Source organism: Lysinibacillus sp. FW301-JW8 (genome assembly GCF_058788755.1).
The window spans coordinates 20,440-33,292 of the sequence record NZ_JBYTBB010000032.1; the positions used below are offsets into that span (position 1 = coordinate 20,440).

General features: G+C 37.3%; 13 protein-coding genes and 3 tRNA genes. 4 read left to right on the forward strand and 12 right to left on the reverse strand.

All coding sequences use genetic code 11. The features are described from left to right. Window positions 1–214 precede the first annotated feature (214 nt). The 4 genes from AC3WOM_RS13965 (at window position 215) to AC3WOM_RS13980 (ending at window position 883) form a co-directional block, all read left to right on the forward strand. Window positions 215–289: transfer RNA gene (locus tag AC3WOM_RS13965), tRNA-Gly, on the forward strand. 9 nt (window positions 290–298) lie between these two features. Then, window positions 299–375 (forward strand) — tRNA-Met (locus AC3WOM_RS13970). Window positions 376–381: 6 nt separating this feature from the next. After that, window positions 382–453 (forward strand) — tRNA-Glu (locus AC3WOM_RS13975). A gap of 178 nt (window positions 454–631) precedes the next feature. Next, on the forward strand, window positions 632–883 hold the full coding sequence (locus AC3WOM_RS13980; protein ID WP_427545256.1) for a hypothetical protein: 252 nt from the start codon (window positions 632–634) through the stop codon (window positions 881–883). Between the two features lie 215 nt (window positions 884–1,098). On the opposite strand, the gene AC3WOM_RS13985 is transcribed toward AC3WOM_RS13980, so the two are convergent. The 12 genes from AC3WOM_RS13985 to AC3WOM_RS14040 all read right to left on the reverse strand — a co-directional run bounded on the left by AC3WOM_RS13985 (window position 1,099) and on the right by AC3WOM_RS14040 (window position 12,785). Continuing rightward, window positions 1,099–1,527: a S1 domain-containing RNA-binding protein gene (locus AC3WOM_RS13985; protein WP_219363866.1), complete on the reverse strand. Its 429-nt coding sequence runs from the start codon at window positions 1,525–1,527 to the stop codon at window positions 1,099–1,101. Between the two features lie 134 nt (window positions 1,528–1,661). After that, window positions 1,662–2,066, reverse strand: coding sequence for an FtsB family cell division protein (locus AC3WOM_RS13990; RefSeq protein WP_427545258.1), 405 nt, complete (start codon window positions 2,064–2,066; stop codon window positions 1,662–1,664). Window positions 2,067–2,083: 17 nt separating this feature from the next. Continuing rightward, window positions 2,084–2,575: a spore cortex biosynthesis protein YabQ gene (gene yabQ / locus AC3WOM_RS13995; RefSeq protein ID WP_427545260.1), complete on the reverse strand. Its 492-nt coding sequence runs from the start codon at window positions 2,573–2,575 to the stop codon at window positions 2,084–2,086. Further along, a complete protein-coding gene (gene yabP / locus AC3WOM_RS14000) occupies window positions 2,572–2,871 on the reverse strand; it encodes a sporulation protein YabP (RefSeq protein ID WP_004229167.1) in 300 nt (99 codons plus the stop codon). The genes yabQ and yabP overlap by 4 nt, the downstream gene beginning before the upstream one ends. A gap of 141 nt (window positions 2,872–3,012) precedes the next feature. Next, window positions 3,013–3,303, reverse strand: a complete 291-nt coding sequence (locus tag AC3WOM_RS14005; RefSeq protein ID WP_492447298.1) for an RNA-binding S4 domain-containing protein — start codon at window positions 3,301–3,303, stop codon at window positions 3,013–3,015. 3 nt (window positions 3,304–3,306) lie between these two features. Further along, on the reverse strand, window positions 3,307–4,767 hold the full coding sequence (yabN, locus tag AC3WOM_RS14010; RefSeq protein ID WP_492447299.1) for a bifunctional methyltransferase/pyrophosphohydrolase YabN: 1,461 nt from the start codon (window positions 4,765–4,767) through the stop codon (window positions 3,307–3,309). Between the two features lie 9 nt (window positions 4,768–4,776). After that, window positions 4,777–6,399 carry a putative polysaccharide biosynthesis protein gene (locus AC3WOM_RS14015; protein WP_492447300.1) on the reverse strand — a complete coding sequence of 541 codons (1,623 nt, stop codon included), beginning with the start codon at window positions 6,397–6,399 and terminating at the stop codon, window positions 4,777–4,779. Between the two features lie 157 nt (window positions 6,400–6,556). Continuing rightward, window positions 6,557–7,093, reverse strand: coding sequence for a stage V sporulation protein T (spoVT, locus tag AC3WOM_RS14020; RefSeq protein WP_427545268.1), 537 nt, complete (start codon window positions 7,091–7,093; stop codon window positions 6,557–6,559). Between the two features lie 313 nt (window positions 7,094–7,406). Beyond that, on the reverse strand, window positions 7,407–10,919 hold the full coding sequence (mfd, locus tag AC3WOM_RS14025) for a transcription-repair coupling factor (RefSeq protein WP_492447301.1): 3,513 nt from the start codon (window positions 10,917–10,919) through the stop codon (window positions 7,407–7,409). Window positions 10,920–11,056: 137 nt separating this feature from the next. Further along, window positions 11,057–11,284 carry an anti-sigma-F factor Fin gene (locus AC3WOM_RS14030; protein ID WP_427545272.1) on the reverse strand — a complete coding sequence of 76 codons (228 nt, stop codon included), beginning with the start codon at window positions 11,282–11,284 and terminating at the stop codon, window positions 11,057–11,059. A 212-nt stretch (window positions 11,285–11,496) separates the two neighbouring features. Next, window positions 11,497–12,057: an aminoacyl-tRNA hydrolase gene (gene pth, locus AC3WOM_RS14035; RefSeq protein WP_427545274.1), complete on the reverse strand. Its 561-nt coding sequence runs from the start codon at window positions 12,055–12,057 to the stop codon at window positions 11,497–11,499. A 152-nt stretch (window positions 12,058–12,209) separates the two neighbouring features. After that, the gene (locus AC3WOM_RS14040; RefSeq protein ID WP_492447302.1) at window positions 12,210–12,785 is read right to left on the reverse strand and encodes a 50S ribosomal protein L25/general stress protein Ctc; all 576 of its coding nucleotides are present in this window, start codon (window positions 12,783–12,785) and stop codon (window positions 12,210–12,212) included. Between the last annotated feature and the right edge of the window lie 68 nt (window positions 12,786–12,853).

Below are 12,853 nucleotides of genomic sequence, written 5' to 3' on the forward strand. Positions count from 1 at the left end.
TCAATTGTTTTTTATCTTTAATGTATTTCCACTTTTCGTCATAAAAATAATGGTCAAAGCTTGCGCTGATAAGTTTCTACTTAAGAACAAAATATTTGCTAAATTTCCCACTTTTAAAATTACATTGGATGTATTTTTATTAATATTTTTTATAAAGCTACTTGACACTAGTGACAAAGGCTTGTATTATTTAACTTGTCGCTTAGAGCAGTTTGCGGAAGTAGTTCAGTGGTAGAACACCACCTTGCCAAGGTGGGGGTCGCGAGTTCGAACCTCGTCTTCCGCTCCATATATTTTTGGCGGCCTAGCTCAGCTGGCTAGAGCGTACGGTTCATACCCGTAAGGTCGGGGGTTCGATCCCCTCGGCCGCCACCATAGAGAGGCCCCTTGGTCAAGTGGTTAAGACACCGCCCTTTCACGGCGGTAACACGGGTTCGAATCCCGTAGGGGTCATCATAAAAAGGCGTCTCAGAAAATAATCTGAGACGCCTTTTTGGGACTTGAAAAACTGGAATCTAAAAGCCATGTATTTACATCGGAATTACAGAGATTGCTTTTTTCTCTATCCTTGCCTACTAATAATATGGCATACTATATAGAAAAAAGAACATGTTATTAGGAGGTTAATCCTTTGGGATCATTAACAAAAGCCGCCTTGATTTGTGGTAGCGGCTCTATGATTATTCTCATATCCATCCTTATTAATTTACCATTTGTCGTACAGATATTTTTACTCCTCACTGGACTAGCCATAAGTGTTTACGGTGTACTGTTACTTATAAAAATGATAGTAAGGCCAACTGTTAAATCCTCTGAGACTACTGTAGAAGAAACAACCGTATCAACACTTAAAAAGAAAAAAAGACCAACTTCAACGTTATAAAAAATCAGTAACTAATCGTTATAGAGGAATAGATGCGGGTGTAGCTTATTTATTCTTGTAGTTTGCACTAATTTTTTTCGTAGAGGAAGTAATCCATCATTTTTATAAGATAATGGATTCTTTTTTAAAACTAATAAAAAAAGGATTAGCTCTTTCAGAAAGCTAATCCCAACTCTATTTCATACACTTTTTCTACGATTAAAACAGTCAGCAAACTACCCTCTTCTAGCTCCGCGACCACCGCGTTTTGACTCTGTAGCACGTTTAAGCGTTGCTAGACGCTCATCACTATCTTTTAAGAAACGTGCCATTTTTTGCTCAAAATTCTCTTTTGGCTGGTGGCGCTCGTTACGATCGTTAGAACGATTGTCACGACGTGGGCGTTGAGGGCGCTCTGGTCTCTCAACTTGAGGCTTTGCTTTACGAATTGAAAGACCAATCTTTCCGTCCGCTTCAACATTCATCACTTTTACTTCAACTTCATCTCCAACTTTTAGATGCTCATTGATATCTTTTACATAATTGTCAGCAACTTCACTGATGTGAACTAAGCCTGTTTTGCCATCTGGCAGCTCAACGAATGCTCCAAAATTTGTGATTCCTGTTACTTTACCTTGTACCTTGCTGCCTACTTCAATTGACATAAAAAAAATGCTCCTCCTTAAAAATTAAGCGACTCTTTTGAGCCATGTAATCAATTTAATCAAACTTTTTACTACAATAAGTTTCTCTTTTCATTATATATAACAATAAAAGAGTGTCAACAATACATAGCTCTTCAGTCGTCTTTTTTATCCTTCTTTTCTGGAATAATGAAAATTATTTCTCCTTTTTCGGATAAGAAATACTCTTTACGTAACATCTTTGCGATATATTCATCATCTTCTAATTGCTTAATTTTAAGATTTAATGAATCCCGTTCATTTTTTATTTCTGTAAGATGCTGATTCGCTTCGTCCCTTTTCTTCTCTTTTTCAGCCAAAACTTCATTTTGATGGAAAAGTATATTAACGAGAAAAGCAATAATAACGACTGGTACAATCGCAAAAAAGACAATTCGGCGTATTTTTCGTTTACGAGCTTGTTTTTTACGATTAATAGCTTTATCCGTGTTACGGACATAGTCATTATCAAGTTTAGTAAAGTTTTGTTGGTCATCATTTGATGAATGACGTTTAGTCATGCCCGCACCTCCGAAAATTATTGTTGTTTCTTATTATACTTGATAAAACTAAATTTTTTTAAAAAAGTGTTGGACAAATACGAATAAATTTTGACAAAAGGTCTTAAAACAAACACAAAAATGTTTATAATTATTTTCAAAATTTGTCGAATAATGGTGATAATTAATCGTAAGATGAACCAGAAGGGTCTCCATGTTATATTTACCAAAATCCTTGCAATGAAACGTAAAAAAGTTTGAAAAAACGTTTGATACAAAAAGATTCCGGCAATCTGCGCCAGCGGGTCATAAGCCCGCCAAGCGCCATCTTTTAGCCAAAATAATAAATAATACGTCAGCCCTCCTAGTAGAATCCAAGTGAGTAATTCAAATACCATCATCCACTTTCGAAAGCTTGACCTTTTTGGAGTTGAAAAAACAATGAGCCTAACACTATCAATTATAAACCCAACTGCTATACCGCTCAATACCATGACTAATAGCTGAACAAATTGTTCACTAACAATCATCCAAACAATTTATGAAGGAAACCTTTCGAGAAGCCACTTTCTTCCTCGTCATACTGTAAGGTCTTTACAGTTCCTTCAAGTGTCAATAGTCCTTTATCAACATCTAAATGAACGATATGCAGTTCCTCTCCACGGATTAACAAATGCCCTTGGGACGTCTTAATGAAAAATTCTTCCTGATCAAAGCGTTCAATTGATTTTACAGAAGTCATGTCCATTCTTTTACGATTACGAATCGTTAAAATATGTTCTCCAGATGGAATTGTGTAACGATTACTTTCTTGATGTAGCGTCATTTTCTTCCTCCTTTAGTCGTCCTAGCTTCTGTTCACTTTATGCGGACAACCTCCAAAGCATGACAACTTTATTAAAGTTATCTACTCCTTTTGCTTTGATTGCTAAGAAGGAATTCAGAAAAAGTAACTGCTTATATTCAATTAATCTTCCTCATCAATGAACTCTGGCTCTATTTTATCCAAACGCTCCTCTTTTAAAATCGTAAACATTTTTGCAGCGTCTTCTTTTTTCACAGTGTCCCGCAATTCATCTACACGTGCAGTGACAACTTTTTGCCCAAAACGAATAGCTAGCTCATCACCAGCTTTTACTGTACTACTTGCTTTTGCGATCTTTCCATTTATCGTAATACGACCTTGGTCCGCCACTTCTTTCGCTAGTGTACGGCGCTTAATTAAACGGGATACTTTTAAAAATTTATCTAATCTCATATTTTACTCCTTTTCTTTTCGCTTAGCTTCATTCCAGAAAGCATCTAATTGTTCTAAAGTATAATCAGAAAAAGGCTTTCCACTTTCTTTTACCCTTTTTTCAACATAACCAAATCGTCTCGCAAACTTCTCATTTGCATGTAACATTGCCTCTTCAGGAGATAGTTTATAAAAACGTGCTAAATTTACAAGTGTGAATAATACATCTCCAAACTCATCAAGACGTGACGCATTTGTACCTTTTGTTACTTCATGACGAAATTCCTGCCATTCCTCTGAAAACTTATCCCATGCACCATCCACATCGGGCCAGTCGAAACCTACTTTTGCTGCTCTTTTTTGATAATTTAAAGCTGTTTGAAGGGCAGACGATGACCTATATTCTTCTTCCAATAGTGGCTTATCGCTCACACCCTTCTCCTGTGCTTTTATAGCTTCCCAATTGGCTACGACATCTTCCGCATCTTCTACTGAAACATCTCCAAAAACATGTGGATGGCGACGAATCATCTTTTCACTAATGGAAGCTAAAACGTCTTCCAATGTAAAGTAACCCTGATCTTCTCCTATTTGCGCATGTAAAAATACTTGTAATAGTACATCTCCAAGCTCCTCAATCATAGCAAAGTCATCCTCTGCATCCACAGCCGCCAAATATTCATGAGCTTCTTCTAGTAAATATTTTTTCAGGGACTCATGTGTTTGCTTTTGATCCCAAGGACAGCCGTTTGGACCTCTTAGAACAGCGATAATTTGCCTGAATGTTGACCAATCTCGCAATGCCTCTTCCTGTGATTTTACAGGTGGTACATAAACCGTTGTTAAATTATTCACCTCTACACTTTGATCAAGCTCATAAAGTGGTACTGTTATCAATTTTTCCTGTGATGATCCTGCGGCTGTAACCACCGTAACAGGGTATTCATCATCATATTTTTCCATTAATGTAAGCTTTACTTCAGAGGCGCTGAATGTGTCATATACTTGGGCAATTAAAATATGCTGACGCATGTTAATGTCATGCATAGTAAAGCTAGTACCATCAAGCAATTGAAAACCCTCAATTGGGTCAATTTTTAACGCTCCAAAGATTGGGTCTAAAAAGCTTTGTCCGCCCTCAATGACTAAATTTATTCTTCCTTCATCTGAAGCAGCAATCAGTAATTGAACCGTCTGCTCAGCAACAAGTGGGTGCCCTGGAACAGCGTACATAACATCAGCAAATGCTGTTGCTTGGACAAGCTTTTCTACAATTTCCTCATACACAGGCTGGAATGAACTATGTTTTTCATACACAGCATCAAAGCTTTCAAACTGTAAGCCCTCTGCTGACAATGCCTCGAGTACGGGATGATCCACCGTGCGAACAAATAATTTTTGTGCCGCCTTTAATTTTTTATAAACACCCATTTGCAGCTGATCAAAATCCCCTGCACCTAAGCCAATCACTGTTAAAGTTTTCAATTAATCCACCTACTTTTTCCGATTTAACCATAATTGATAAACAGCCATTCTACGTCCAAACGGTAGTAAATACCATTCTTTTTCTGCTAATACTCGTAGCTTAGCAATCACTGTCATCATCACAAATGCACCGATACTCACTGCTGAGAAACCTGCTATCACCGCCACCATTCGAGGCGATAAATAAGGATGTAGCAGTTCTGGTACAAGTTGTAGCCAAAGTATTACTACAGCCGTCATAGAGATTGCTGCAATGCCAAATTTTTTATAAAAGCTACTAGGTGCTAATTGCACTGCTGTCATTTTCTTCAAATAGAAAACTAGCATTAGGGCTGTGAACAATAACCCTGTATTGTTAGCAATGGCTGCACCTAAAACGCCAAACAAACGAATAGTCAGCACATTCAATATTATTTTTAGGATAAAACCAACCAATAAAAATATAGCTGGCCTTTTTAATTTTCCATAGCCTTGCAAAATAGCTGTGAACGTCAAAATAATTGACAAAGGGACGATTTGTAACACATATACCATGAGTACTTCTGACAGTACATCCGTTTTAAAGAGCATTTCATTAATATAAGGCATAACTAGTACTAAACCTAAAGATGCTGCTCCTCCAAATAGCACAGATGCTCTATATGTTAGCTGTATAAACGGAATGGCATTACGACCTTCATGCTTTTTAGACATATGTGCGACAAGTGGCACGATTGCCAATGAAAGTGAAGATGCAATGACGACGCCTAACTGTACCAAAGGCTGACCTCGATCATAAATACCTTTTGTTTCCTTCGCCATTGTTTGGTCCATGCCACTATCTAATAACAACGAATAAATTGTAAAGGAATCAACTAACTGATAGCCAAGCAATAACAAGCCACTCATACTAACACTTAAACTGAGTAGTGTGACCTCTTTAATAATTGGATAGCCTGCATAATGCTGCTGTAATTTCTTATTTTTCACTAGTCCAAATCTTTTTTTAAAGATAAATGCTAACACAATAAAACCAACAACTTCACCAACGACTGTACCTATAATAGCCATCTGTCCAGCACCGTATAGCGATTTTGTCGTTGCCATTATCATAAATGTACCTGCTAAAATAACAGATACTCTGACAGTTTGCTCAAGCACCTGTGCATAAGCTATTGGCTCCATAATCCCTCTTGATTGGAAGCCTCCTTTAATAACGGCAAGAGCTGGCATAACAAGTACTATAAATGAACCTGTCCGTATTAAAGGTGCTAGCTGGGCATCACCCATAAACTGTGCAATCATATCTGCTTCACCAAACAAAGCTGCAAAGAACAGCAATGATAATACAGTTAGATATCTAAAAACAATACGTATAATACTGTTTCGTTTTTTATTTCGCTCCAGTGGATCTACTATACAATCATTATCTGCAAGCATCTTAGAAATGGCTACTGCAAAGCCACTAGATGTCCATACGACAAAAATAGAAATGACTGGATATACTTGCTGGTAAATATAAAAGCCTTCATCCCCAACAAGATTTTGAAAAGGCACACGATAAATTGCACTAAGAACCTTAACTATAAGTGCTGCAATTGTAAGCAGGGCCGCACCCTTCATGTAGCTTTTCATGCCAAAACGTTCCGACATAAATTGCCCTCTTTCCTTCTTTAACAATGCCAATAGTATAGCATATCTCAAAAGTTTGACGCGCCCTATAGCATCTCTTTTTATTATCGACATAAGGACTATGTAAAAAAGTTATTGTACAGCCTCAAAAAGGCAGCACAATAACTTTTAATTTCAACTAAGTATTCATTTGTTTAGCTAAGAAGTTTGCAGCCGTTTCGACAACTTTTACTTCTACTTCACCTACAAAGTGTACCTTTGATAAAACGATAATACAGCCAATAGGATCACCATTTACCATTATAGGCGTTGCACAATATGACTTTACTTGCTCATATTGTCCAGGGACAATCTCGATAGTTGTTTCCATTTTCTCTATTTTTGTTGAACGCTCGTCCATAAATCCTTCTGCAAAGGAAGTAATACGACGATTAATGTACTCTTTTTTACCGATACCTGAGACAGCAATTACTTCATCTCGATCGGTTACAAACGCTGGAGTACCTAACGTTTCATACAATGTTTCCACATACTCTCTTGCAAATTCCCCCAAATCATTAATAGGAGAATATTTCTTTAAAATGACTTCGCCTTCACGATCTGTATAAATTTCTAGCGGGTCACCCTCACGAATACGTAGCGTCCTACGAATTTCTTTTGGAATAACCACACGCCCTAAATCATCAATACGACGAACAATTCCTGTTGCCTTCATTCTTAATGCCTCGCTTTCGCTACAATGAAATTTTTATTCAAATATAGTATGGTTTTTTATGAAACAATCTATGCAAAAACTGAAGAAAAAGGATTTCACAACCAACAATATTTTTCAAAAACCTTAAAAATCATGCTATAAAGGCTATTTGTGTGTAGAATTTAACCTTAATCAACTTAAATTTAGAATAACCAATTGAATAAATTTCTATTAGTGATTACTGAAAAAATTTATTGAGTAATTAAATTTTGATCTCAAAATATAAAAAGAAAAGCTGATCGTTATCCTATGTAAGATACAATCAGCCTTTCTTTTAAGGTTGTTTTTTTGCATTAGAGATCATTTGCATCATCTCTTCTAAAATATCAAAAGGCTGATATTTTCCACACTTTCGTTCATCAATTGTTAATTTCAATTGCATATTATCCATGCCGAAGCCAACAGCACGTTCAAATTTCATGGATTGCTCTACAATTTTACCACCATCGACATTTGCCGTACCTTCTTCTGATAATAAAATCGTAATAATTTTTTGCTTTTCCTTTACTGATAATACACCGGCATTTAAGCCCCATACCTTCATACGTGCAATTTTTAGTAACCGCTCCGTTTCAATCGGAAGATCTCCAAATCGGTCTTCTAATTCCTCAATGATTTCATGATATTCTTCCACCTGATCCATTGCTTTAATACGTTTATACATTTGAATTTTTTGATAGCCATCTGGAATGTATACATCTGGGATATATGCATCAACGCTTAATAAAATTTCAATATCAGGTCTTTCTTCTTTTTTCACACCTGTTTGACGCTCTGCAATTGCTTCTTCCAGCATTTGTGAATATAAATCAAAGCCTACTGAATCGATAAAGCCGTGCTGCTGAGCCCCCAATAAGTTCCCAGCACCTCGAATAGATAAATCTCGCATCGCAATTTTAAAGCCTGATCCAAGCTCTGTAAACTCTTTAATTGCCTGTAATCGCTGCTCCGCCACGTCTGTTAAAACCTTATCACGTTGATACATAAAATATGCATATGCTACTCTATTGGAACGACCTACACGTCCTCGCAATTGATAGAGCTGTGCCAAGCCCATTCGGTCAGCATCATGCACAATCAATGTATTCACATTTGGTATATCAACGCCCGTCTCAATGATAGTCGTTGTTACAAGGACATCATAGTCACCTTCTAAAAAGGCTAATATCACCGATTCTAGCTCTGATTCTGTCATCTTACCATGTGCGTGTCCTACGCGTGCTTCTGGAACAAGGACTTGAATTTCTTCAACCTTTCGAGCCATATCCTCTACTCGATTGTATAAATAGAATACTTGCCCTCCACGCGCCATTTCTCGTTCAATGGCTTCACGTACTAACGCACCACTATGTTCCATTACATACGTTTGTACAGGGAAACGATTAGCTGGTGGTGTTTCAATGACAGATAAATCACGGACACCTACCATCGACATATGAAGTGTTCTTGGAATTGGGGTAGCCGTAAGTGTTAAGACATCTACATTTGTTTTTAACTGTTTAATCTTTTCCTTATGTGTGACACCAAAACGCTGCTCCTCATCGACAATAAGCAGTCCAAGGTCTTGGAACGTTAAATCTTTCGATAAAATTCGGTGTGTACCTATAACAATATCAATTTGCCCTTCCTTTAATCCCTTTAACGTAGCTGTTTGCTCCTTTTTTGTACGGAAGCGTGATAGGAGACCGACATTCATCGCAAAGTCCTGGAAACGCTCACGAATTGTTTCGTAATGTTGCTGAGCCAAAATAGTTGTTGGCACAAGAAAGGCCACTTGTTTTCCATCCTGTATCGCTTTAAATGCAGCTCGAATAGCTACCTCTGTTTTACCATAGCCCACGTCGCCACAAACAAGACGATCCATAGGGCGTTCACGCTCCATATCACGCTTTACTTCAATAATGGAACGTAATTGATCCTCCGTTTCCTCATAAGGGAAGGAAGCTTCAAAATTACGTTGATCATCGTTGTCTGGAGCAAATGGATGTCCCTTCTCAGCTTCACGCTTCGCGTAGAGCTTAATCAAATCATCAGCAATATCTTGCACAGCTGAGGATACCTTAGCTTTGGTCTTTTTCCATTCTGCCCCACCAAGTTTATGTAGCTTCGGTTCACGGTCTTCAGATGCCACATATTTTTGAATCAAGTCAATTTGCTCTACCGGAACATATAATTTATCATCAGCTCGGTAGCGAACGTGTAAATAATCTTTATGTGTACCATTTACCTCTAAGGTTTCTACACCTATATATTTCCCAATACCATGATGAACATGGACAACGTAGTCACCAGGTTTAATTTCTGTATAGCTTTTAATACGTTCTGCATTGGTCATCTTTTGAGAGCGTGCTTTTTTCTTGACCTGCTGCTTAAAAAGCTCATCCTCTGTCACAATTGTTAAGCGTTGCAGAGGGAGCTCAAAACCGCTAGAAAGTGTACCGTCTACAATATAAATACCCGGTTCTGTAGGCTTACCACTTACTGCATAAATATCATATTCCTCTAGCATTTGCTGAACGCGTTTAACACGCTCTTTATCTCGGGCAACGATGAGTACTGTAAATTTACCAAGTAACCAACGTTCAACTTCGCTTTGTAACAATGACATTTGCCCATGAAACTGTTGCATTGGTTTACAAGAAAAATTCGTTGTCTTATTAAATGTTACACCTGCAAATGTTCGAGAAAATAATGAGAAATACAATTTTTGTTGAGACAGCATTGCCAAAATTTCTTTTAAGGAGAAAGCTGGCTTTACATCGTGAACCATTTTACCTTCTTCAATTAACGATAAAAACCATTCATCCTCTTCTCGTTCCCAAGCATCCATAACTTCTTGAATACGACCAAGCTCATCAAATAACACGATTCCATTATGAGCAAAATAGTCACCGAGATAGGCTGTTTTCTCATACAACAACGAACCATACTTATTTACATAATCAGGTAAATTACCCTGCTGTAACAATTCAATATCATATTGAATATGCTGAAACAGTAGCTCTTTTGTCTCCTGTTTTTTAACCTTCTTTAAGCTTGTTGCTAAAGCGGCTTCTAAGCGATCAGCCAATGCCACCCTTTCTTCCTTCGTTAAAATCACTTCTGACGCAGGAAGGATTCGAATTTTTTGTAATTTATCAATGGATCGCTGATCATCTGCTGAAAATGTTCGAATCGAATCCACCTCTGTATCGAATAACTCAATACGAATTGGGGACTCTAAATAAGGAGGATAAATATCTAAAATTCCGCCACGTAATGCAAATTCTCCAGGTGTTGTTACCATTGAATTACGGACATATCCCATTCCCACTAATGTTTGTAGCCATTCATCAATTTGAATATCTTCACCTACTGCAGTTTGTAAAAAGTATTGTAGCCAATGTTCTTTTGGCTGCATCATTTTGCGTAAGCCTGCAACTGGTATTACATAAACAGCCTTTTCACCTCTAGCTAGACAATCGAGTGTAGCAATACGTTCTGCACGTAATTCAGGTGATGCTACAGACAAATCTGCAGCAATAAACTCATCAGCAGGATAATAATGAACATATTTTTCTCCTAAAATACCAGCAAGCTCATCAACCATCTTTTGTGCCTGCAATAAATTAGGAGAAATTATATAGATCGGTTTTTGTACATATTCGAATAACGCATCGACCATTACTGGGCGTGCGCTTCCTGTTAGTCCTGTAATAAGCTGTGATACAGTTTGACCGATCTGAATCTCCTGTAAAAATGATGTGATATGTTTGTCCTGCGACACTAACTGTCGTAAAACTTCCACAGTCAAAAGCTCCTTTCAGCGCGTATTTCTATCGCTATATACTATGAATCTAGTACGATAATACGTATCAATTTTTGTCATTTGTTAAACGGAAAAAGCTTTGAACGCACACAATGTGCGCCAAAGCATCTCTCCAATTATTGAATCCATTTATTGAGTGCATGATAATCTGGATATTGTCTCAGCGAATCCTCACATTGCTCACATATGCAGTGCACAGTTGTATGTCCATGTTGATCTTTCTCAACATAATCATCTGCTTCTCCCATTTCGAAAATATGCAGCTTTCGAATTGTATCATCTGCATCAAATGGGAGTGTCCCTATTTCTACTTCACAATGCCGACATCGATAGCGAACTGACATCTCCAAATCATCCTCCTTTAAGCAGCTTACTACTTAAAGTATAGACATTTCTAAAAAGGATTATGCACTACTCAATAATCACTAAGCATGAATGTTTTATTTCTTTGACTTAAAAAATGAATAATCTTAGCATTGTGTTGGAGACTATCAAGAATACTGCCTATGACACTTACATCCACAAAAAATTGAAACTTATAGCCGTTTTTATTTGGCTATCCGTTAAAATGATTCATGACATCAAGAAATGGCTTTGAAAGAGATGCTTCAACTGCATTTACACACTTCTCAACAGTGTTTTCAATGGCAGCTTGGTCTTCTTTCGAAAATTTTGACAACACATAATCTGCGACCTTCATACCAGCGGGAGGGCGACTCACACCAACACGGATACGATTAAACTCTTGCGTGCCTAAATGTTGAATCAATGATTTAATTCCGTTATGTCCACCCGCACTTCCTTTTTGACGAAGGCGTAATTTACCTGTTTCTAAATCTAAATCATCATAGATGACAATTAAGTTTTCCACATCAATATCAAAGTAATTCATAAGAGGCCCAACACATTCCCCTGATAAATTCATATATGTTAAAGGCTTAACAAGTAGAACCTTTCCTTCTGGACGATGTACAGTTGCATACATACCATTAAACTTTGAATTTGTTAAAGGTGTACCCCATTTTTCAGCTATCGCATCAATAATATCAAAGCCAATATTATGTCTTGTATGCTCATAAGGTTTACCTGGGTTCCCTAAACCAACGATAATTTTCATAAGTACCTCTCTTCTTTTCCATCTAATAGTCATTATTTTACCATATCGTACACTAAGAAAGCATTTCGTACATTCTTGCATAAAAATTATTTAAACCAAAAAGGCTATTAAAGAGATGTAGCCTCTTTAATAGCCTTTGCAATATATTGTTATTATTGTTCTTCTTCGGTAGTTTCAATAGCAACTGGAGCCATAAGTGTGACCAAGATATGATCATCTTCACTAACAACATCAAAACTAATAGTCTCACGAATATCAGCTACCGTGATGGTTTCGCCAATTTTAAGATTCGTAATATCAATTTCAATTGCTTCAGGCAAGTCAGCCGGTTTCACTTTAATTTTTATCTCTAAGTTAGGCTGCATCAAAATGCCACCTTCACTGACACCAATTGACTCACCAACTAGTTTAATAGGGACATCCGCTTCTAACGCTTCAGACATATTAATGGCTAAAAAGTCTACATGGTTCACTTCATCTCTTAAAGAGCACTGCTGGATCTCTGACACCACAACATTTACCTTTTTCCCTTCTAACTCCATCGAGAACACACTGTTTTGTCCATTTTTTTGAATAGATTTTTTAAATTCTTTCGCTGAAATAGAAATTGGGGTTGAAACTAAATTATAGCCGTAAATAACCGCAGGAATGGCTCCCCCTTTTCTAAGTTGGGTTAAAGTCGAACGATGCCCAGCTTCGCGCTTTGTAACACTTAATACTGTACTCATATCTATATCTTCCCCTTCTAAGAAAAATTATTTACGCCTTACTACAAATGTCACTACACCTCAAAAGG